The 21,332-nt window shown below is 49.9% G+C and carries 18 protein-coding genes; 2 read left to right on the forward strand and 16 right to left on the reverse strand.

The annotated features are described in order from the left end of the window. Window positions 1-101 precede the first annotated feature (101 nt). On the reverse strand, window positions 102-6,473 hold the full coding sequence (locus B5G33_RS22455; RefSeq protein WP_204247422.1) for a DEAD/DEAH box helicase family protein: 6,372 nt from the start codon (window positions 6,471-6,473) through the stop codon (window positions 102-104). A 123-nt stretch (window positions 6,474-6,596) separates the two neighbouring features. Between B5G33_RS22455 and B5G33_RS17285 the strand changes: the two genes are divergently transcribed. Both B5G33_RS17285 and B5G33_RS17290 read left to right on the forward strand, forming a co-directional pair. Continuing rightward, the gene (locus tag B5G33_RS17285; protein WP_087418514.1) at window positions 6,597-6,860 is read left to right on the forward strand and encodes a type II toxin-antitoxin system prevent-host-death family antitoxin; all 264 of its coding nucleotides are present in this window, start codon (window positions 6,597-6,599) and stop codon (window positions 6,858-6,860) included. Continuing rightward, window positions 6,857-7,183 (forward strand): type II toxin-antitoxin system RelE/ParE family toxin, encoded by a 327-nt coding sequence (locus B5G33_RS17290; RefSeq protein WP_087418515.1) that lies wholly within the window; start codon window positions 6,857-6,859, stop codon window positions 7,181-7,183. The genes B5G33_RS17285 and B5G33_RS17290 overlap by 4 nt, the downstream gene beginning before the upstream one ends. A 33-nt stretch (window positions 7,184-7,216) precedes the next feature. Here the strand turns inward: B5G33_RS17290 and B5G33_RS17295 are convergent, their stop codons facing one another. The 15 genes from B5G33_RS17295 to B5G33_RS21770 form a co-directional block, all read right to left on the reverse strand. Further along, the gene (locus B5G33_RS17295; protein WP_087418516.1) at window positions 7,217-9,292 is read right to left on the reverse strand and encodes a type IA DNA topoisomerase; all 2,076 of its coding nucleotides are present in this window, start codon (window positions 9,290-9,292) and stop codon (window positions 7,217-7,219) included. 83 nt (window positions 9,293-9,375) lie between these two features. Continuing rightward, window positions 9,376-10,095 carry a CD1107 family mobile element protein gene (locus B5G33_RS17300; RefSeq protein ID WP_242974750.1) on the reverse strand — a complete coding sequence of 240 codons (720 nt, stop codon included), beginning with the start codon at window positions 10,093-10,095 and terminating at the stop codon, window positions 9,376-9,378. After that, the gene (locus tag B5G33_RS17305; RefSeq protein ID WP_087418517.1) at window positions 10,082-10,390 is read right to left on the reverse strand and encodes a DUF4315 family protein; all 309 of its coding nucleotides are present in this window, start codon (window positions 10,388-10,390) and stop codon (window positions 10,082-10,084) included. Before B5G33_RS17305 ends, B5G33_RS17300 begins: the two co-directional genes overlap by 14 nt. Before the next feature lie 17 nt (window positions 10,391-10,407). Continuing rightward, on the reverse strand, window positions 10,408-12,828 hold the full coding sequence (locus B5G33_RS17310) for a CD1108 family mobile element protein (protein ID WP_242974751.1): 2,421 nt from the start codon (window positions 12,826-12,828) through the stop codon (window positions 10,408-10,410). A gap of 25 nt (window positions 12,829-12,853) precedes the next feature. Continuing rightward, window positions 12,854-13,693, reverse strand: a complete 840-nt coding sequence (locus B5G33_RS17315) for a DNA-methyltransferase (protein WP_087418519.1) — start codon at window positions 13,691-13,693, stop codon at window positions 12,854-12,856. Further along, window positions 13,683-16,049 (reverse strand): VirB4-like conjugal transfer ATPase, CD1110 family, encoded by a 2,367-nt coding sequence (locus B5G33_RS17320; RefSeq protein WP_242974753.1) that lies wholly within the window; start codon window positions 16,047-16,049, stop codon window positions 13,683-13,685. Before B5G33_RS17320 ends, B5G33_RS17315 begins: the two co-directional genes overlap by 11 nt. Window positions 16,050-16,263: 214 nt before the next feature. Next, on the reverse strand, window positions 16,264-16,647 hold the full coding sequence (locus B5G33_RS17325; protein WP_087418520.1) for a PrgI family protein: 384 nt from the start codon (window positions 16,645-16,647) through the stop codon (window positions 16,264-16,266). 27 nt (window positions 16,648-16,674) lie between these two features. Beyond that, a complete protein-coding gene (locus B5G33_RS17330; RefSeq protein WP_087418521.1) occupies window positions 16,675-17,547 on the reverse strand; it encodes a VirB6/TrbL-like conjugal transfer protein, CD1112 family in 873 nt (290 codons plus the stop codon). 20 nt (window positions 17,548-17,567) lie between these two features. Beyond that, window positions 17,568-17,780 (reverse strand): Maff2 family mobile element protein, encoded by a 213-nt coding sequence (locus B5G33_RS17335; protein WP_070088760.1) that lies wholly within the window; start codon window positions 17,778-17,780, stop codon window positions 17,568-17,570. A gap of 125 nt (window positions 17,781-17,905) precedes the next feature. After that, window positions 17,906-18,109, reverse strand: coding sequence for a hypothetical protein (locus tag B5G33_RS17340; RefSeq protein WP_087418522.1), 204 nt, complete (start codon window positions 18,107-18,109; stop codon window positions 17,906-17,908). Between the two features lie 103 nt (window positions 18,110-18,212). Further along, window positions 18,213-18,437, reverse strand: a complete 225-nt coding sequence (locus tag B5G33_RS17345; protein WP_087418523.1) for a hypothetical protein — start codon at window positions 18,435-18,437, stop codon at window positions 18,213-18,215. Then, on the reverse strand, window positions 18,434-20,239 hold the full coding sequence (locus B5G33_RS17350; RefSeq protein WP_242974754.1) for a VirD4-like conjugal transfer protein, CD1115 family: 1,806 nt from the start codon (window positions 20,237-20,239) through the stop codon (window positions 18,434-18,436). The genes B5G33_RS17345 and B5G33_RS17350 overlap by 4 nt, the downstream gene beginning before the upstream one ends. A 131-nt stretch (window positions 20,240-20,370) precedes the next feature. Beyond that, a complete protein-coding gene (locus B5G33_RS17355; RefSeq protein ID WP_087418524.1) occupies window positions 20,371-20,889 on the reverse strand; it encodes a PcfB family protein in 519 nt (172 codons plus the stop codon). An 18-nt stretch (window positions 20,890-20,907) separates the two neighbouring features. Continuing rightward, window positions 20,908-21,174, reverse strand: a complete 267-nt coding sequence (locus B5G33_RS17360) for a hypothetical protein (protein ID WP_087418525.1) — start codon at window positions 21,172-21,174, stop codon at window positions 20,908-20,910. Beyond that, entirely contained in the window at window positions 21,152-21,301 is a 150-nt protein-coding gene (locus B5G33_RS21770; RefSeq protein ID WP_204247423.1) for a hypothetical protein, read from the reverse strand. The genes B5G33_RS17360 and B5G33_RS21770 overlap by 23 nt, the downstream gene beginning before the upstream one ends. Window positions 21,302-21,332: the final 31 nt, after the last annotated feature.

A 21,332-nucleotide genomic window follows, 5' to 3' on the forward strand; every position in this document is an offset into this window, starting at 1 on the left:
GGGTTTCCCCTTTTGGATAAGTCGGGTGACGATAGGGTGCGGATTATTCCGCTTTGATACCTTGCCCTATTACTTGCTCAAGGTAAGATTATTACAGCCCCTTACGGGCGCACCACCATACTGTTTGAGACAGGCGTCCCCGTAGCGAAAGTCACGCCACACCCGCCGGTAATCTCGTCCAGATACTGGCACTTTGCAAACATATCGGAGCTTTTCTGTGCATCCGTCTGTGCAATCCCCGCAATGTTCCTCATTTTGGTATAAAGAAACAGATTTTTGTAAAAATGACTCTCATCCACAAACAGCCGGTCTACACCGAGCTGCTCAAATGTCACCACATCATCTTTTCTGGACTGATCATTGAGCCGCTCCAGTTTCGTTTCCAGGTTCTTCCTTGTCTTTTCCATCTGCTTTACGGTATAGTGTGTTCCTTCCTGGGCAGCCGCCTCCTCAATCGCCATGGTGATCTCATCAATCTGTTTTTCAATGGACAATGCCTGCCGTTCTCGTGACAAGGGAATCCGCTCAAACTGGCTGTGTCCAATGATGATAGCGTCATAATCCCCTGTAGCAATCCGGGAACAGAACTTCTTCCGATTAGCAGGCTCAAAGTCTTTTTTCGTTGCCACAAGCACATTGGCGTTTGGATACAGCCGCAGGAAGTCGCTGCCCCATTGTTCCGTCAAGTGGTTTGGAACTACATATAAATTCTTCTGCGACAGTCCAAGCCGCTTACTCTCCATGCCGGCAGCGATCATCTGAAAAGTCTTTCCCGCACCCACGCAATGGGCAAGCAGCGTATTATGTCCGTAAAGGATATGGGCAACGGCGTTCTTCTGGTGGGGCATCAGCGTGATTTCCGGTGTCATCCCGGCAAACTGGATATGGCTGCCGTCATATTCACGGGGACGGATACTATTGAAAAGCTCATTATATTTCCGGCATAACGTTTCCCGCCTGTCCATATCCCGGAAGATCCATTCCCGGAAAGATTCTTTGATCAGCTCCTGCTTCTGCTGTGCAAGCATAGTTTCTTTTTTATTGAGGACTCTCTTTTCATTGCCATCTTCTTGCACTGTGTCATAAATTTTCGTGTCACGCAGATTTAAGGCGTCCTCTAAAAGCCGATAAGCGTTTGCCCGCTGTGTGCCGTAGGTGGCAGTCACACGGGGATTGCGGTAGTCCGCATTTTTCCCGCTTACATTCCACTGTCCGTTGACCGGGGCATATTTGACTTCAATCTTCCGTCCAAGCAGATAGTCCGGTGTCTCAAACAGTTCTCCCATAAACTGTGTGATATAGTCCGGATCAATCCAGGTTGCACCTAAACGCACCTCGATTTCTGACGCATCCAGATCTTTCGGCTGCACTCGTTCCAATGCCTGAACATTGATCTCGTACTCCGGATGGTTCTCCGCAAAAGTCCTTGCTGTTGCCAGCTTCTCCCGCACATTGCCGGACAGGTATTCATCCGAGGTTTCCCACGCTTCTGTTACCGGGTTTTTGAAGATCACTCCTGTCAGATCTTCGGTTACTTGCTCTTCTGTTTTCCCGCAAAGCTCCGCCATAAATGGCACATCTACTTTGGCCCGTTCCCCAATGGACACGGCTAAAGCTTCACTGGCTGTATCCACAGAAGTCACCGCTTCCGGCTTCCGGATCGTCCGTTTGGTGAAAATATCCGCTTTCCGTTTCAGATTCCCGCTTTCATCCAGGATTTCCAATGAGGCGAGCAGACAATAACTGCTGTCCTGGGAGAACGCCCGCTTGTTGGCATTGCTGCTGATCAGCCCGTATCTTCCGGTAAAGCGGTCATATGCCTGATTGAGTTTCTCCTGCAGGGAATGGACTTTTTCATCACTTCCATCCTCTAGCTGGCACTGCAGAAGTGCCTGCGTCAAGTCACGAAGCTCGATCATTCCCAGGACACGCTCTGTTGTCATGACAGGCAGCTCCATCCGGTTCATCCGGGAATTTTCCCGGTAATACACAGCGCCGTCCACGTTGGCAAAGCTGAAATTTTTAATGGACGGGTCTGCCGGTATGGAAGTGTCAATCTCTCCTAAGTCAGAATCCTCCAACTCGATCTCTGTGATCGTGCCGTGGATATGGCTGACCGCCTCCTTTAACTGCTCCGCCAGATCTGCACCCTCAATAGGCTGACAGGTGAGCTGTGGGCCAAAAGGGCCGGATACAATCTTCTGCTCCCCAAGCACCATCTCTGGATGGTTCTGGAAATAACGGTTGACGGTGACAAAGTTATGGGAGGTTTCCCCTTTGTCATTGGTATACTCCTCCCGCAAAAGTTCATCCGTTTGTACCCACTCCGGCAGCTCCTTCCCAAGCATCCGGGGAGCATCCAGCTTCTGCAGGAACAGGATATCCGTATTCATCCTTGTCCCAGCATTGGCCTGGAACGCATTGTTTGGGAGACGGATCGCTCCAAGCAGCTCACAGCGCTGTGCAATATACTCTCTGGCTTTCGCATCCTGCTTGTCCATGGTTCCGCCGCTGATCCCATTAGACGTTACAAAGGCGATCACACCGCCAGGACGTACTTTATCAATGGTCTTTGCAATGAAGTAATCGTGGACGAAAAATTTCTGCCGGTCATAGCGACGGTCTATCAGCTTATATCCGCCAAAGGGAATATTTCCCACCGCCACATCAAAGAAACCGTCCGGAAACTCCGTCTTTTCATATCCGCTGATGGTAATATCCGCTTCCGGGTAAAGGAGCTTTGCGATCCTTCCGGAAATGCTGTCCAGCTCCACGCCATACATGTTCAGCCCATCCATGCCCTCCGGCGCCAGACCCAGGAAATTTCCGATCCCGCAGGACGGCTCCAGAACATTCCCTTTCTCCAGCCCCATATTTTCCAGTGCTTCATACATCGCTTTAATCACCACCGGCGGCGTGTAAAAGGCGTTCAGGGTGGATTCCCTTGCCGCCTTATATTCCTCCGGATCAAGTTCCGCATACAGTTCTGTAAATTCCTCCGACCAGGCTTCATTTCGTTCCTCGAATGCTTCCTGCAGGCCGCCCCATCCCACATAGCGAGATAAGATTTCCTGTTCTTCCGGTGTGGCGGTTGTCCGTCCTTCCTGTTCGATCTGGTGGAGCAGACGGATCGCATCCATGTTGGCACGGAACTTTTCTTTTGCGTTCCCGGTTCCAATAGTCTCGTCCGTAATACGAAAATTGACTGCCTTTTCCTGCTGTCCTAAAGCCGGAGCCGGCTCCTTTTCCACTGGCTCTAAAGGGATATGGTAATACTGCCGGATGATGTTGATGGTGTCCAGGGACATCACCTCTGTGGTAAGATGTTCCAGCTCCCTCTTTACAGCCGCCTGGTTGTCTGTCTCCAGGCGCTCCAGTACGTCAAGGATCAACTGCATCTGTTCCGGGGAGAACTCCGGGTTTAACACCGGCGTCACATCCTGTCCTTTTTCAGCGGCTGCATAGATGACATCCACCTGCTCCGGGGAAAGCACATCAAAGGATACCCCCGCTTTCTCCATCTTTTCCGTGATCTGTTCCTCAAGGACAGTATAAATGGCATCCTGTTCTTCTTCCGTCAAGATCCTCTCTAACTGCCCCGGCTCCCGTTTTTCCGATTCCTGTCCTGGTTCATCCGTTTCCGGCGTCTCCACTGGAGATACCTTTTCTCCTGCATTTTCCGGCTCTATTACCGTTTCTGAAGTTGTCTCCGCTTCTTCTGTCTGTTTCGCTATTATCTCCTGTGGCTCTTTTTCCGGAACACTTTCTCCCATAAAGTCAAAGAGAGACAACTGCTGTCCTGTTGCCTCCACTTCTATCTCTTTCTTCTGTTCCGGAAATATCGTATACGTTCCGTCAATATAATCATGGATCACCGAGAGGGTTTCCGCCCTTTCCTCATACTCCGGGAAGTCCAAAGGTAAGGCAGCAAGGGCGGCGTCCATCTTTGATGCCAATTCTTCTGCAGTATCCGGTTCTTCCAGAAGCTGCGGCAGACGTTTCCTTGCATCCTCGTTCAAAAGATCTTCTTGAAATGGCCGCTCGATCTCCTCCGGCATCCGGGAATAAAAACGGATGATCCTCCTGGCTAGAACCTCCCGTTCATATGCCGGCATACGGGAGTAGTCCCCGGCTTTCAGGTACATCCCCTGGTCTATGAGCTGTTGGACACGCTTTGCTGCCTGGGGCCACTTCAAAAGTTCTGTAGCTTCCGGTTTTAAATAATCCCCCCGACATAGTTTGATCCCTTTCCCGTCATAGTCCGCATGGGAATCATCTGCCCCGGATAAGGCATGGCTGCACCCGCCGATCCCATATCTTTCTTTGAGGAAATCTGCCTTTTCCTTTGCTGTTTTCTCCTGGATAAAAAAAGCGTAGGTACTTAAACGTCCATCCGAGTAAGGGCCTCCCCCGGCAAGAAACGAATCAATCTCATCCTGGGTAATAAAAATTTCATGTTCCTGCCACTGAAAGCCTTCTCTTGACTGATAAGGCACTGCTTCCTTTGCAAACTTCTGGAACTGTGCTGCCACTTTGTCCGGGCGGTAATGGTGAAACCTCATTAAATCTTTGTCAGTTTCATAGGCTTCTGCCAGCCCCGCCAGACGCTCATTTAACTCTGCCAGATACTCTGGCTGTGCGATCAGCTTTTCAATCCGCTCTGTCTTTTCAGGATAACCATATCCAAATTGGTGTTCTGTTCCAAAAACAATCTCCGCTACACCTTCCGCCATATCCCCGTGCATAAAGGCAAGCGCCTGTGCATGTTCTTTTATGGCGTTTTCTCTTGCTGCATCCAGAACCGCCTGGGGAGCATATTCCCCCTGCCTTAAAAGCTGATGAATCCGCCCGCTCACATCCTCCCAGGACAGAAATGTTTTATCCAGAATCCGGTCATGTACGGTATGCCCCACAGCGATCTGCATCCCCAGCTCATCATACCAGACAGAATACTCTTTCCCACCGATCACAAGCCCGATACCGCCCGTGCCATACTCCCGCCGCACAAAATCCGTGTATTCCTCCGGTGTCTGCTCAACCATGAAATTATAGATGATCCGCAGATGGCTTCTGTCTTTGTTGCCGCCTTTTCTTAAAACTTCATCAATTACATCCGCAGGAATGGCAGTTTCCCCGGCATACAGAGCCGCCTGCCGTTCCTCAATCGAACGGATCTGCTGTTCCACGGTGGGAAATTCGGGCAAAGATAAAGCAGAGGCTTCTATCTCCTCTGCTTCACTCAAATCCTGTTCTCTTGTTTCCTCCCCTAGCTGTATACCAATTCCGTCAGCACGGTTTCCTCCGCCATCTGTGTCAGGCTGTTCATGTGTGCTGTCCACGCCATCTGATCCGTCTCTTTGTCCGGTGCCGGGTATACCGTAAGAAGCCCGTCCAGAAGGATCTCCATCCTCTCCTGCGCCGCTTTCTCTATCTCTGACAGATGGTTGTCCAGCTTCCCGCTGACCAGCAGGCTCTGGTACAGGTTCTCCTTGTGTTCTCTCAGGTATGTTCTCCGCAGCATCCCGTATTTCCCGATGGTCTGCGGTTCTTCCGTCAGTGTCAGGTTCGGAAACAGGTAGTCTCCCTTGCGGTGATAGGTCAGTTCCATTTGTTTTCCCTCCTTCATCATTTTCGCTTTCACGAATTAACGTGTTAAATTTATTATAAGGTACTTCCTTCTTTTTTGCAACCGTTTTCTCTGGATTTTCTTTCTGTCTCGCTTCACGCTCGGCCTGTCGGATCGTGCGCCCAATGTCACGAAGTACCGGCTCCACAAGCTGGCTGGTGGCATTTCCTAAGAATGCCAAGACAGACAGATCATTATAATCCGTGATCCCAAAGAAATCCGCTTCCTCCAGGTATTTCGCCGGCTCCAGTCCACAGCGCCGTGCCAGGGTATAAAAGGCGCTGTTTGCCAGAAGGGTACGGAACTCCACCCGGATCGTATCCTCGTCCAATCCCTCCAGAAACGTACCGGGGATGGCATACTCCATGCCATCCATGGCTTCCTCTAAACTATCCGCCGCCATGTCCTCTGCAACCTGCCGCAGCGCAGAGGGCAGGTCTGGAGCCTCCTCCCCGTTTAACCCGTAAGTATCTGTCAGATGGTTCAGAAGCATTTCCCGCTGATCTTCTTTCAGCCGCCACAGATATGGTCTCCTTCCTCCCCTCACTGGATGGGTATCCGATACGTCAAACACATACCGCAGCACTCGCCTCGGCCCGGTATCGTCAATCAGGGCAATCCCTTTTGCTCCCCGGTTCACCCACCGGCGCATCTTCTCATTCCACACTTCCAGCTCCGCACAGGCCGTAGCGTCCGGGCGCTGTGCATGGATCAGAAGTGTATCAGAGAAAGGATAGCGGTAGAGCCTGGAAGCAGTATCCAGATAGCGCATCCAGTCCCGTGGGGAACCGCTGACTTCCTTTGCCGTTTCCCTTGCCAGGAAACGGATGTCATTCATTTTCGCCATATAAATCCTCCTGTAAATAAAAGTTCTGTGTGCTTCTCTCTGCATAAAATCCCGGATATTTTTCTTTTCCCATTTACAATATAAAGAAATTCAGTTATAATTTCTTTATAAGGAGGTGCTTTTATGCCAAATATCCGTTCAAGCGCAGATCTGCGCAACAGCTATAACGAAATTTCCACTTTCTGCCATGAATATGCGGAGCCTGTTTTCATTACCAAAAACGGCAAAGGCGATCTTGCCGTTATGAGCATTGAGGCGTATGAACAGCTCGCAGGCCGCTGTGAGTTATACGGGCTTCTCCAGGAAGGCATGGATGACCTTTCTTCCGGGAAAACCCGCCCATTCTCTGAGGCAATGGCAGATATACGGAGCCGGCGCAGGCGATGAGTTACCATCTGCATATCACCAGCGTTGCAGAACGGGATATTTCCCAGGCTGCCGATTATATTGAGTTTGTCCTGAAAAATCCCAAAGCCGCTGACGATCTCCTTGAGGAAACGGATCAGAAGATCAATGCCTTGCTTCCGTTTCCCCAGGAACATCCCATTGTAGAGGATAAGCTGCTGGCTGCCTGGGGCATCCGCTTCACACAGATCAAAAACTATCTTGCTTTTTACGTGATAGAAGAAAACCAGGTGACAGTGATCCGTTTCCTATATGCCAAAAGCGACTGGATCTCCATCTTAAAGGTAGGCTTTCCTCTCGTTTAAGCCTGACCTTCCCGCAGCCTTTGCGGGAAGGTTTTATTTTTTCTTCTTCGGGAACTCCAGGCGGAAAGCAGCCTTGCCATCTGCCGCCTCCAGCATAAGATACGCCGCAAACGTGCGTCCCTTTTTCTGCGAATACAGATCCAGCACATACGTCCGCCCGTCTTTTAAAAGCTCTGCCGCCATCTTTTTGTCGATCATTTTCTTCATCCCGGACAGATACCGGTTCTCTTTCCAGAGGGAAAACCCGCACTCCCGGTTCCCACAGAAGAAATTCCGCTTACTCTCATAGACAGGGCTTCCGCACACCGGGCAGGTTCCAATGCTCTCCCTGGAATAAAAACGGTTCTGTTCTTCCACGGATATTTTCCCGCACTCCAGCAGCATCCGGTCAATCAGTTCTACGATCCCCTCCAGAAATTCCTGCCCGCACAGCTCTCCTTTTTCGATCCGGAGCAGACGGTTTTCCCACTCTGCTGTCATAGCGGCTGACCGCAGATACTCCGGCAGCACCGAGATCAGGTCTGCCCCGTCCTGGGTAGCGAAAAGCTGTTTTCCCTTTCTTACGGCATAACCGGAAGATACCAACTTTTCAATAATGGACGCCCTGGTTGCTGGCGTTCCAAGCCCCTTTTTCTCTGTCTCCTCGTCAAATTCCTGATTGCCGGCAGTCTCCATTGCGGACAGCAGGGTATCCTCACTGTATGGCTTCGGCGGCGTTGTGTAATGCTCCGATATACTGGCTGTAACCGGGTGGAATGTCTGCCCCTCTGTCACAGCGGGGATGGTTCGCTCCTCCCCGTCTTTACGGACTTTTGTGCCTAAACGCTCACGAAACGCCGCTTCTACTGCTTTCCATCCCATTTCCTGAACAGCTTTCCCTTTTGCCTGGAAGTTTTCCCCCGCACAGGATACCCGGACTTCCGTCTCCTGAAACACATGCTTCTGCGCCCCGGCGCAAAGCAACCGGACGCTGATCAACTGCAGGATGTCCTGCTCTCCTTTGGACAGCTCCTGCAGATCACAGCCCTTTAACTCTGCTGTAGGGATGATCGCATGGTGATCCGAGACTTTACTGTTATCCATCGTTCGCTTTACATCCGGTTCCTGCGGATATAGCGAGGAAAATCCGTATTTTTCACACGCCATTGTAATCGCCTGCCGTGCGGTCTGCTCCATATCCTCCGTCAGATACTGGCTGTCCGTCCGGGGATAGGTTACCAGCTTTTGCTCGTAAAGGCTCTGGGTAAAATCCAGTGTTTCCTTTGCCGTATAGCCAAAGTAACGGTTGCTTTCCCTCTGGAGCGTGGTCAGATCATACAGCTTCGGGGGATGGACGGCCTTTTCCACAGATGAGCAGAATTCCACTGTGGCAGTCCCGCCCTCACAGGCTTCCTGAATACGCTTGACCTCCCTGGGATCAAACAGCTTTTCTTTTACGACCTCCAGACCATCACAGTCTAAATGAAGATTATAGTATTTCTCTTTCTGGAAATGGGCGATCTGTTCTCCCCGCTCCACCAGCATTTCCAGTGTGGGTGTCTGCACCCGTCCCACCACCAGGCGTTTAAAATATTTTGTGGTAAAAGCTCTGGTGGCGTTCATCCCAATGAGCCAGTCCGCTTTTGCCCGGCAGACAGCCGCTTCATAGAGGTTCTGGTATTCTGCTCCCTCTTTTAAGTGGGCAAATCCGTCCCGGATCGCACCATCCTCCATAGAGCTGATCCAGATCCGCTTAATGGGAAGATGGCTCCCAGACAGTTCATAGACCCGTCCAAAGATCAGTTCCCCCTCCCGCCCGGCATCACAGCCATTTACCACATAATCCACATCTTTCCGGTTCAGCAGTTTTTTTAACACAGAAAACTGCCCCTTTTTCTCTTTCGCCACAGCCATCTGCCATTTTTCCGGCAGGATCGGGAGATCTTCAAACTCCCACTTTTGGTACTTTTCCTCATAGCCCTCCGGCGGTACATACTCCGCCAGATGCCCCAGGCACCAGCTTACCAGCCAGCCATTTCCCTCCAGATAGCCGTCCTGCCGCTTGTCCGCCCCCAACACTTTCGCATAGGCTAACGCCACACTGGGCTTCTCCCCTAATACTAAATACATCCAATACTCCTTTCCGGCTTGCACCTGTATGAGAAAAGACAGCCGGTTTCCCGGCTGTCTGTCTCTCTCCTTATCTTTCTTGCTTATGTTTCCTCATTTTCTTCCTCTGTGGAACCGTCCTCCTCCGGCTGATCTTCATTAACGTAAGTGCCGCCGTCATAGAACTCTAAGTCCTCGCCATCTTCCTGGGCTTCCTCTTTCTTCGGCTTCACAACTTTAAAATAATAACCAGCTCCGATCCCGCCTGCCGCAAGAAGGCCAATCGCCAGGAGCGCCCCTGTGTTCATGCCTCCGTCCTCTTCCGGCTGTACCGTCTCCGGTTCTGTTTCCTCCGGTGCCACAGTTGTCTCTGTCTCTGGAATCACCACCTGCGGCATCTCCTCCGTCTGTGTCTCATCCATAAACTCCGCCAGGTCATTCTCGTCGATCATGGAGAGCATATAGACATTTTCCGTATTATTGGAGCGGTCTAACACCAGAAAAAATGTGTTGCCGTTTTTCGTCTGGATGGTCAGGAACTCTTTCGTTCCATCATCCGACTTATCGTCCAGCACTTCCCCGTTTCCCGGAATGGAAAATGGTGTCCCCTCTCCCCCTGACGCTTCTTCCTGGGCCGCTGCTTCTGTCTCCCCGGCGCTTTCCGTCTGCTCCGGGATTACCGTCTGTGTCTCTCCTGCCGCAGCCTCCCCGGCTGTTTCTGTCTGTCCGGTATCTCCGGTATAGGCAAAGGCGTTCATGGCGGTGGAGGAAAATACCCCCGCCGCCATAGCAAGCGCCATCAGCCATTTTTTAAGTTTCCTCATGATTCCTAACCTCACTTTCCTGCGCTTTTTCTATTCTTTCTGTCTGCTCCTTGCTGCTTTCTTTTGTTTCTTCTTGCTCCGGGAGGGGAATGGATACCGTTCCGCTCTGAATCCCCTCCAGAAGCTCTAACATCCTGTGGCTGTCCAGTTTCATAGAACGGATGGTTTTCACAATCTCCTGATTCTCAAGCTGTTCCGCTAATAGTTTCAGTTCTTTTAAGTGTTCCTGCCACTCGGCAATCTTTTTTTCTGTTCTCTGGATCTCCTCCAGAACCCGGTGTAGCTTCCGGTTCATACCGCTCACCTTCTTTCTTATCCGTGGATACGTCCAAATGCCAGGAAATGCTCCTGCCAGTAAGAGGACGCAATGCTCGTATACTGGATCGGATTTCCGCAGTGGATCATCATATTGTCTCCCACATAGATCCCCACATGGCTTGCTCCTGCCGTATCATAGGTTCCCTGGAAGAAAATCAGATCTCCAGGTTTTGCCTCGGATGGTGACACACGGGAACAATATCCCATCAATCCATCTGTGGTCTGTCTGCCGATATTCCAGCCGTTGCCACAGTTGTTAATTACCCAGCTCACGAATCCGGAGCAGTCAAAACTGGTAGATGGGGAACTGCCGCCCCACACATAGGGATAACCCAGGTATTTCTCCGCTTCATGGATCATGTTGGCGAACTTCTGATCCGTCAGGGCTTCCGCAGGGATCTCATAGCCAAAGTCACCGCCGCCACCCGGAAGGGTTTCCGTATCAAACAGATAATCCCGGTTTCCGTATGTACCGTTATAAAGGTCATAGCGTCCTTCTTCGTTCTCATCCATCAATTCCCGCAGCACAGCATCCAGGCCATGATTGGTCAGTGTCACGTCCAGCCGGTTCACTTCCTGTGTTGTGGTCACTTCCACTTCCCGACTGCCATTGTCATCCGCTAGATAGGCTTCCCATTTCTGGTGTCCGTGGGCGGATGCGGCGGCATGGTCGCTGTAATACACGTCAAACTGTACGCCGTACCGTGCAAAGGCTCCCGTATCTTCCACCACATATTCCACACCGTTCATGATCACTTTTGTTCCCATTGGCACAAAGGGATTGCTTGCATCCACGGCAATGGTATGGTTAGCCTTGGGATAGACGCCGCTTGCCGTAGGGCCGCCGGCCCACTGTCCGCAGCAGATGGAGCAACTGCAGTAGCCACTGGTTACAACTTTCCCCAGAGATTCCCCCACCCGCACCATCTTTGTCTCTGTCACGGTTTCCCGTGTGCTTTCCGTGGTAATGCTGTACTGACGCTGAAAGATTTCCTCGATCTCATCCTTTACCTGCTCATAGGTAAATTCCCCGTACTTTGCGGAAAAATAAGAGATCAGGTGGTACGGATTGTGGGAGATCTCGTCAATCTGGTAGCGGTACTCGTCATAACCGGGATGGCGGCTCTCCATACTGTTGATCTGCTCATTCAGAGCTGCTTCCAGTTCGGAATACGCATCTTCCACTGCATAAATATCCTCATCTGTACTCCCGTAAGTCGTGCTGGCAATCGTAGACGCCGCCCCACCCTGGATCGATGCGCCGCAGCTCGCCAGAAGGGAAGCAATCATGACAAAGAATAAACCAGCAGCCGCCACAATGCCTAAAATCCCTTTGCTTTTCCCGATAACAGCAGAAGCCACACTCCTTGCTTTGGAAGCAATGGTCTGTGTGGCTTTTGCTGTTCCTGCCGCTGTTTTCTCACCTTTTTTCGCTGCCCGGTATGCTTTCTGATACTGGCGTTTCTGCCAGAACTTCCGCAGGATTCCCTTTTTTGCCTGCTCTGCCGTTTTCTCACCGGCTTCCTGAGCTTTCTCATACAAAAGCCGGCTTTTCCCCATTTCCATGGAACCGGCTTCCTGCAGGCGGGCATTTCTCTTGTGCAGTCCACGGCTTGTCCGGTGCATGGCGTACCGGAGGGCACTTTCTGCCATCAGCTCCGCCCGGTGTGTCCCCTCCACGGCAGCGTTTTCCTGCTCGGCTTCGTGGGCTTTCCCATGAACGTAAACAGCGGCGGAGCCTGCCGCTGTTGAAACTGCCTTTTTGGAAATCCCCATGCCTGCGCCACGCACCATGCCGCTCTCCTCATCCCCAAAGGATAAACGTCCCGCCTTCTTCTGTTCTTTGCGAAGTTGCTCCCGTTTGGTTTTCTCTTTGATTTCCTCCCGGAAGTCCTCCATGGCAGCGGTATCCTCTGGCTTTCCTCTCTCTTTCCTGGCGTACTCCTGCACCAGCTTTTTCTTCCGCAGATGGGAAGTCTCCGCCGCTGATTCCAGAAACGCAGAAGTACCGGACGGATGCCCCCGGATATTGCCGGAGCGGAAGGACTGCTCCCGAATACCGCTGTGACCGGAGGGAACGGTTTCCTGTTCTCCGTCAGACTCCATCTCCAGGCTTTCCCTCCGATCCGCTGCCATAAGATTGCCGGACAGCCCATCAAAATCCGCTCCGGCTGAAACCTCTGCTCTCAAGCCGCCGGAATCAGAAAGAGCCTCCCCCTGCTTCATCTCCGGCTGATTCTTTGGTTTCTGCCGTCTTTTTCCACTTTCTGACCGTTGATCCGCATCTCTTTCTGAACGGGAAAAGGAAACATCTTCTGCCTGCTTTGACAGTACCCGTTCCTCCCGTTCTCTCTGACTGACACGGATCGTTTCCCCGCTTTGCAGGTTCTCCTCGGTCAGCCCATCCCGGTTCATCTTGCGGACGGTTTTGTCCCTGGCTTTATATTCCTGTTCTTGTATCTTCTCTATTCTCCGTCACCCCCTGTTGTCTCCGCTTGATAAGCTGGCAATATTCTTCTTCCATCTCACACCCACAATACAATCTACCTGTTTTTTCAGCCGCAAGTGCTGTAGAACCACTTCCCATGAAAGGGTCAAAGACCAGTTCCTGGGGCAGTGTAGAAAGTTGGATCAGCCATGACATGCATTCCACATTTTTTACGGTAGGATGTTGGATATGGTGTTTGGACAGCCAAGCTGCATTATAGGTGGCTTTCGGATAGTCCTCGCCAAACCAGCAGCTATTGAACCTGTATTTGTATTCCCGGCTGGGCTTACGTCCCCGGTGGAATACCGTACCTGGCGGTTTCCTGTTTTTCATCAATCCCGTCTGCTGAAAGATCCGCCGTCCTTTCTGGCAGAAAATGATCCATTCACTGTTGTTCGCAAAACTTCCTTTCAAGTCCCCGATTCCTCCAACCGTTCCTTTCTCAACCACGAGACAGTTTTTAATGTAAAATCCCGCTTCTTCCAGATATTTGTAATGCAGGGGATAGCTGTCAAACCGGGTAAAAAAATAAGCGTGTCGGTTTTCCTTCAATACGCGGTAACATTCCTTTGCCACTGTAAAAAAATCAAGGGATTCGTCTCCCGCAATCGGCTTCTTTTGCTTTTTTGTAAAATGATTCTGATAACGGATACCATACGGAGGATCAGTCAGGATTAAATCCACTGATCCATCCGGTATTTTTTCAAAAAAAGAGAAACAGTCGCAGCAATAGATTTGATTTTTCATCCATTCCCATCCGCCCTCTTTCTGGACAGAAATATCACCTTCCATCCGCCTGTTCCTCCAGATCCGACACTTTCGTTGTCATCAGCGAATACAGACGCAGGGATTTATCGAATTTATCTTTAAACGGGATAATGGTACTGCCATAAAAAATCAGCCCTTCACCTTCCCCGCTGTTGGTCACATAGGATAGCTGATGGGGAGAAATGTTGAGCTGTTTTGCCAGGATCTGTCTGTCTCCTGCCGCCTGGTTGAGCATATAGATAAAGTCCGAGTTTTCAAAGATGTTCTCAATCTCCCGGCTGGCAAGCAGGTCTTTAATATTCTGGGTAATCCCTGTGGGGATGCCGCCCCATTTTCGGAAACGCTTCCAGATTTCTACAGAATACGCCGCTGTCTGCTCTTCTTTCAGGAGAAGATGGAACTCGTCAATATAATACCGGGTAGATTTATGGGCCGCCCGGTTCACTGTCACACGGTTCCACACCTGATCCTGGACGATCAGCATCCCAAGTTTTTTCAACTGCTTTCCCAGGTCTTTAATATCAAAACACACGATCCGGTTATTCAGTTCCACATTGGTACGGTGGTTGAATACTTTTAGGGAGCCATTGACGTAGATTTCCAGCGCTGTAGCGATCCGCTGTGCCTGTACTTCCTTTTGCTGACGCAGGCACTCATAGAGATCTCCCAGGATAGGCATATTTTCCGGCACCGGCGCTTCAAAATATTTCTGATACACCAACGGCAGGCACCGGTCAATGACCGATTTTTCCTCCGCTTCAATCCCGTTGCGGCTTCCCATGATCAGCTCACACAAGGAAAGGATAAAATCACTCTTAAATCCCAGGGGATTATCGTCATCCGAGTAATCCAGGTTAATGTCCATGGGATTGATATAGTCATGGCTTGTGGGGGAGATATGGATTACCTGCCCGCCCAGGGCATTGACAAGGGGATAATATTCCCCCTCCGGATCTCCAATAATGATGTCGTCCTGTGTGACAAAGAAAGCGTTGGTAATCTCCCGCTTTGCCGAGAAGGATTTCCCGGAGCCAGGTGTTCCCAGGATCAGGCCATTTGGATTTTTCAGCTTCTTCCGGTCTACCATGATCATGTTGTTAGAGAGTGCGTTCAGCCCATAGTAGAGGGATTCCCCCTCCATAAATAATTCCTGAGTGGTGAACGGCACAAAAATAGCCGTGGATGTGGTGGTCAGCGCCCGTTTTATGGGGATCAGGTTCAACCCCAGCGGTAGACTGCTCATCAGCCCCGGCTCCTGCATATAATCCAGACGGCGCAGGGAACAGTTATATTTCTGCGCAATGCCCGCTGTCTGGAACACCGCATTGTCTAATTCCTGCTTCGTCTTTGCCGTATTCAAAAATACAATCGTCACAAGGAACATCCGCTCATTCCTGGACTGGAGATCTTCCAAAAGCCGCTTCGCCTCCCCGCCGTAAGTGTTCAGGTCAGACGGGATGATGTCCATATCATATCCGGAACGCACCGCCTTTTTCTGCTCCTCAATCTTCATCCGGTTGATGTCCGTCACCTTGCTTTTCACCAGCTTGATGGCCTTCATCTGGTCTAAGGACTGGATATGCAGGTTGACGATCAGGTTCCTGTCCATATCGAGAAATTCCGCCAGCATCCGGTCAGTCAGCTCCGGAGCCAGGATCTGCAGATAGGACACCGCTCCCAGGGTATTTCCCATCATAAAGTCCTTCCCATTTTTAAATAAAAAGCTGGTGGGAGCGATAAAGTCTTTTGTCCCCATACCAGAGCGCAGCACCTGGTCAAAGGAAAACTGAAACGGCACTTTTTCCTCCGGATTGAATGTCTCATACATAATCTGCAGCCGTTCCCGGCCATCCAGGGGATAAGCAGATACGCCAAGCACTTTAAAGTTATTGAGGATGTCCGTCTCAATCCGCTCCAGCTTCGGTTTTGCCTCCCGGATATTTTCGGCTTCAATACCAAAGGTGATATACTTTGTCCGCACCAGGCCGTTATTCCCTTTTGCGAGCTGATTTTTCAACATCTGTGCGTACTCCATCCGCACATCGTCAAAAGCGTCATGCTGGGGCTTGATCTGGATCACAGATTCAAATTCTTTCATGTTGCTGTGGTGATTGATGAATGACAACTGGAAATGGATACTGCTGTCAAAGTAATTCAGGAAGTCACACCAATTCTCGAAAATAGCGTTCTTGTCCTCGTTCTGTGCCAACTGATAGTTAATATCGTAAAAACGGATGGTTTTGGAATAATATTTATCCTGCACCCGGCAGATCCCGTCCCTTGCCATTTCCCGGTAAGGGATGGATTTCTGAGCGGACAGCCGTTTTTCCTCCGCTTTTTTGTCCGCCTTCTTCTTTAATCCCCTCGTGGTACTGCCCACAATTTTCTTACGAGCAGTATGCTCCGGACGAGACTTGCCCTGTCCCTGGACACTCCGTTCTACGGATACGCCTTTCTGTTCCTTCGCAGGCTTCCGTTTATCTCTTTTCTCTGCTTTTCTGCGGGCCTTTTTCTGTTTCGCCGCTTCTTTTGCAGCCGCTTTCCTGGCCTTTTTCTCATAACGTGCCAGCCTGCAGTATTTTCTCTTTCTCCGCTTATCTACTGCGATTTCTTCTCTTTTTCCCAAAATGCTCCCCTCCTTTCTTCTGGTCAGCCGGCGTTTCCTCCATCTCATAGAAATTCTCCACCTCATACCTGCGGATGGCAGGCTTTAGGAACTTCACCGTCACGATATTCCATAAAATTTTCTCCAGGGGAAGTCCGTCCTTTTCGTACATGGCGAAAAGAAACGCCGGAAGCATAAGAAGCACCATACCGGTGGCAGCATTGGTTGTTCCGATCAACTCCCGTGTGAGAAAATAAAAAGGCAGCCCAATGGCCGCCGCTGCCGACAGACAGATGAGCTGTCTTTTTGTCAGGTTCAATACTACTTTATTTTTTACTTTCGTCAGGTCTTTTGGTACGCTGACAAACGCCATAAATATACTCCTTTCCCAATTTATATGTTAATGCGCATTAAAGATCGAGCGGCTCAAACTTGCCGTTTTCATCAAACTGAAGCAGAGAATCACGGTGTAAGCCGCCACGCCAAAGAGCGCCGAGTGCATGTTATCGGAAATTTCAATGGTAGATACCAGCACCGCATAGATACCGACGCATACCATCATAAAAAATCCCTGAAAACCGAGAGCTAAAAGCCCACGGAAATAGTTATTTCCCACCTGCCCCCATTCCCGGTTGGAAAGCGTGGCAAATGGGATCGGCGCAACCGAGGTATAAAGGTAGATCTCAATCATACGGCCATATAAAATGACCGTAATCAGGACAGACAGAATCTTCATACATAAGCTGACGAGCATACTCTCCAGTGCAAGCACAACCAGCTCCCCTACATTCATGGATTCCATAGCAGTATTCATAGCGTCCAGCATAGAGTCCACATTAATCGCTGTATCAGAACTGATCACACCTCCCGCCGCATTGACTACATACTGTCCCACATCAAAGACCGCCATAGTAATCGTGAAGGTATTAGAAACCATCCAGACCGCCACCCACATCTTGAAAAAGTATTTAAAAAACATCCAGGTATCGATCTCATGCATGTTATTCTTTTCCGTCAGCATGGAAATCAGCTCATAGCACAGCACAAACGTGATGATCATCCCCGCAATGGGGATAATCACCGAGTTTGACAGGTTCTGTATCAGGCTGAAAATACTGCCGTTCCATGTCTGGGGCGTCTGTCCAACCTGGGACGCAATCTCCCCGGTCTTTTCATTGACATCTGTAAACATTGTGGTCAGGTTGGACGTTACCATCCCCGTCAGAAGATCCCTCATCCAGTTCTCGATTGCCTCGAAAATGCCATCGAACATAAATGAGTCCCCTTTCTACGTCAGAACAGCCCTCCAAGTAAGGGGATAAGCTGCGTTCCAATCAGGACTACCCCTCCTCCGGCCATAAGTTGTTTAATTCCCTGGCTTTTAGCCCCAGGATTATCATTTCCGTATCCTTCCAGCAGGTTGATCACGCCCCATACTGCAAGGCCGGCTCCAATGGCTACCACTAAGGTTTGTAAAATTGAAATTGCGGAACTAAAAAAAGCCATATATTACCTGGGAACCGGATTCCTTTCCGGCTTTATCGGCAGAGACAAAAAAAGAGCCGCCATCTTTCCATAGCCGCCCAACTTTTCCGGGAATCCGGTTCCCTTATCCTTTCTCTTTTATTTTGTTATTCCATCACGCTCTGTCCCTGCTTGTAATTTCCCGGCTCCGCCCGGATTGGCGGCCACAGGCGTCTAATCCGCATCGGCAGGATAGCCGCTTCCCTTACCTTCGCCGGAAACATTTCCTTCCATTCTTCTGGAAAATCCGGGCAGGATAACGCACGGACAATATCCGCCAAAACATTGACCGCCTCTGTAAAAAAATCCATAAACTCCCCTTTCCAACTTTGCGACATCGTGTCGCAAGGTTTTCCTGTCACTTTAACTTTACGTCACCGTGTCGTAAAGTTAGCATGGCTGTATCACTTTGCGTCACCGTGTCGCACAGTCCGTTTCTTCCAGATGTGCCATCACATCTTTCAAGATAGAATACCGCACCCCAAATACATACCGGGCAAAATCCTCCAACTGCTTTTCCTCATAGTCTGAAAGCGGCATCCGCCGCAGCTCAAACCAGACCGCCCGTTTATGGTCTGGAAGATCGGAAATATACTGGCAGCCGATTTTTGCCTGCATATCCCGGAAAATATCACTCATTCACTTTCCTCCCCTTCTACTTCAAAGAGGTCAAATTCTTCTTTCATCCGTAGCTTTAACGAATGTTTCATATATGCCTCCACATCAAAGCTGTTCTTTTTGTCATAGTCCGACAATAACTTATATCTCCTATGCCGGGTAATATCGAACTTGTCGCTGAAAAACGGACGCACCCCACGGAGCTGCAGGATGCACTTGTTCCCGTCCATCACCGCCAGTTCATCCCGGCTCATCAGTTCCTTGCCGGTTTTCTGATAATTCAGTCCATAGGAACGGCTCTGTCCACGGGTATCCGAGGTGTTATAGAGGTCTATCGTCTCTTTTCCAAGCGTCTCCGAGATTTCTTTTAGTGTGCTTCCCTCCTTGCCGCCCAGGAAAAGCATGGTGTCGCAGTTCCCCAGAATTGTTTCTGCGGCGTCTTTATAAATGGTTTTGAGCTGTGACTGCGACTGCAAAATAATAGAAGCCGAGATTTCCCGGCTCCGGATCGTTGCGATCAGCTTATCAAATTTTGGAATTTGTCCGATATTGGCAAATTCATCAAGTAAAAGCCTTACATGATAAGGCAGCCGTCCTCCATGCACATCATCTGCCCGGTCACAGAGCAGATTAAAAAGCTGGGTATACATGATCGCCACAATAAAATTAAAGGTATCATCCGTGTCCGAGATAATGACAAACATGGCTGTCCGCTGATCTCCAAGCATATCCAGTTCCATCTCGTCATAGCTGGTCAGTTCCCTAAGCTCCGCTATATCAAAGGGTGCAAGTCTGGCTCCACAGGAAATAAGGATGGATTTTGCTGTCTTTCCCGCCGCCAGCTTATACTTCTTATATTGGCGCACGGCGAAATGCTCCGGTTTCTCCCGTTCCAGTTCCTCAAACAGCTTATCCACTGCATTTTTAAATTCCTCATCATCTTCCCTGGCTTCGGAAGCATTGATCAGCTCCAAAAGCGTGGAAAAGTTCTGTTCCTCCTCCGGCGCTTCATAGTAGATGTAGCCGATCAGCGCACAGTACAAAAGCCTCTCGGCTTTCACCCAAAAATCCTCGGAAGATTTCTCTCCCTCCCCTTTGGTATTGGCGATAATCGTATTCACCAACTTCAGAATATCTTTCTCGCTGCGGATATACATGAAGGGATTGTAGTGCATACTCTTCTTAAAATTGATGGTATTCAGCACCTTGATCTTATACGGCTCATACACGATCTTTCCGTTTTTATCCCGCAGGGGCTTCCCGTCTTTCATCTTCGGGGAACCTCTCTGCAGCATCTTCCCACACTCCACCAGGATTGTCCCTTTCGGATCCGTGACCACATAGGAAACGTTCGGCGTCATCTGCATTAAATTCGGCTTTACATAAAACCTCGTCTTACCGGAGCCGGAACCGCCGATCACGATCACGTTTTTATTCCTGGCATACTTCGGCAGCTTCGGGCGGCTGTTCATAGTCAGCCGTTCCGTCTGCGTCAGAAGGATATTGTTCTCAAACACCGGATCAATAAAAGGCGCTATATCCTTCTGGTTTCCCCATCTGGCAGAGCCGTACTCCACGCCCTGTCGGTATTTCTTCGCATTTTTCCCTTTCAGATACACCGCCAGTTTCACCAGCAAAGCGCCGGCAGCGCCCACACAAAGATCCTGGGGATGGAAGCTGGGCAGGATATTTTGAAATGCCAGGGAAAAATTAAGGGAAAGCACCCCCACCTTCTCGATCAGGGAATCCCCGATACAATACCGATACAGCCATGCTACTTTGTCTATCAGATAGAATACGATTACATAGGGAATATTCATCATCAAGAGCCTCTTCCCGTCAACAGGCGGCAGATTGCTCTTGACTGTCTCCGATAGTTTCCTCCCGCCTTTTTCAAAAAACCGTTTAAATGTTTCTTTCACTGATGTATCATTCTTCTTTATAGGCTTCTTAATCAATGCTCCGGCCCACGCTCCTTCCGGCGGTCTTTCTCCCGCTCCCGGTGCTTTGCCGTCCGCTCTTTTGCCAGGGACAATTTTTTCTTTAGAGATGGCTTTTTCCCTTTTGAGAGCTGCTTCCCGGTATATTCTTTAAAAGCAGCCGTCATAATATCCACATCCTTTGCCTTGAAAAACACATAATACCGTGGCGGCGATACAGAAGTATCTTTTTTCAGGCTGAAATCAATATTGTACTTCCGGGCATATTTTTCAAAGGATTTGATGTTCCCGTCCGTCACTTCGATATTGGTAAGCTGACAGTTCTGTTTCATCAACTTTTCCATACTTTGTTTTCCGTGGTATTCCACCGGTTCTTTCTGCTGTCTGGATGTTCTGGCAGCCTGCCGCTGTTCCCGCTTCATCTGCTCCATCTTCCGCAGGAGCTTTACCAGCGCATTTTTCAGTATCCGGGCAGAAATCTTCCCGCCATTGATACAGAGTGTCACAACCTTCTGGTTGACTTCATCCTGCATATCAGATCACCTTCTTTCTCACTTCTGACGGCACTGACGCAGATCTTGAAGAATCTTCTGCAGGCAGTAACCAATACAGGGAGAGTGCCGTCCATAAGGGCAGACCTTACAGTCTCCACGCATCCCATTTTCTCTGCCGGGGCTATCCTGCCGTTCTTCCGGCAGAAGATAATAACAGCGTTTCTTTGTACATTTCCGTTTCCTGCTATGCCAGAAGTAACAGTAAGCACAGTCCTGGGGCTTATCCGACGCATATTTCCCTCTATCCGTTTTCCCCGCCTGCATCCTGTCTGCCTTTCCTCTCCAGTTCTTCCAGTAACCTGTCCTCCCTTGCCGCAACGACAATACAGCAGTACAGTCCAAATAAGAGCAGGAACACAAATACTCCGCCTGCCGCAATCAACCATTTCATTTTTCTCCACCTCTTTCTTAAAACCAAAAAA

This window comes from Blautia sp. An81 (assembly GCF_002161285.1).
GTDB classification, from domain to species: Bacteria; Bacillota; Clostridia; order Lachnospirales; family Lachnospiraceae; genus Blautia; species Blautia ornithocaccae.

Bases quoted from the DNA above. Each gene is read 5' to 3' on its own strand.
- B5G33_RS17325 (WP_087418520.1), bottom strand. From the start codon at position 16,647: ATGGCGTTTGTCAGCGTACCAAAAGACCTGACGAAAGTAAAAAATAAA.
- B5G33_RS17285 (WP_087418514.1), top strand. From the start codon at position 6,597: ATGCCAAATATCCGTTCAAGCGCAGATCTGCGCAACAGCTATAACGAA.
- B5G33_RS17310 (WP_242974751.1), bottom strand. From the start codon at position 12,828: ATGAACCGGGATGGGCTGACCGAGGAGAACCTGCAAAGCGGGGAAACG.
- B5G33_RS17345 (WP_087418523.1), bottom strand. From the start codon at position 18,437: ATGAGTGATATTTTCCGGGATATGCAGGCAAAAATCGGCTGCCAGTAT.
- B5G33_RS17340 (WP_087418522.1), bottom strand. From the start codon at position 18,109: ATGGATTTTTTTACAGAGGCGGTCAATGTTTTGGCGGATATTGTCCGT.
- B5G33_RS17290 (WP_087418515.1), top strand. From the start codon at position 6,857: ATGAGTTACCATCTGCATATCACCAGCGTTGCAGAACGGGATATTTCC.
- B5G33_RS17315 (WP_087418519.1), bottom strand. From the start codon at position 13,693: ATGGAAGGTGATATTTCTGTCCAGAAAGAGGGCGGATGGGAATGGATG.
- B5G33_RS17360 (WP_087418525.1), bottom strand. From the start codon at position 21,174: ATGCAGGCGGGGAAAACGGATAGAGGGAAATATGCGTCGGATAAGCCC.
- B5G33_RS17300 (WP_242974750.1), bottom strand. From the start codon at position 10,095: ATGAGGAAACTTAAAAAATGGCTGATGGCGCTTGCTATGGCGGCGGGG.
- B5G33_RS17335 (WP_070088760.1), bottom strand. From the start codon at position 17,780: ATGGCTTTTTTTAGTTCCGCAATTTCAATTTTACAAACCTTAGTGGTA.
- B5G33_RS17350 (WP_242974754.1), bottom strand. From the start codon at position 20,239: ATGATGAATATTCCCTATGTAATCGTATTCTATCTGATAGACAAAGTA.
- B5G33_RS21770 (WP_204247423.1), bottom strand. From the start codon at position 21,301: ATGAAATGGTTGATTGCGGCAGGCGGAGTATTTGTGTTCCTGCTCTTA.
- B5G33_RS22455 (WP_204247422.1), bottom strand. From the start codon at position 6,473: ATGGCGAAAATGAATGACATCCGTTTCCTGGCAAGGGAAACGGCAAAG.
- B5G33_RS17330 (WP_087418521.1), bottom strand. From the start codon at position 17,547: ATGTTCGATGGCATTTTCGAGGCAATCGAGAACTGGATGAGGGATCTT.
- B5G33_RS17305 (WP_087418517.1), bottom strand. From the start codon at position 10,390: ATGAACCGGAAGCTACACCGGGTTCTGGAGGAGATCCAGAGAACAGAA.
- B5G33_RS17355 (WP_087418524.1), bottom strand. From the start codon at position 20,889: ATGCAGGATGAAGTCAACCAGAAGGTTGTGACACTCTGTATCAATGGC.
- B5G33_RS17295 (WP_087418516.1), bottom strand. From the start codon at position 9,292: ATGTATTTAGTATTAGGGGAGAAGCCCAGTGTGGCGTTAGCCTATGCG.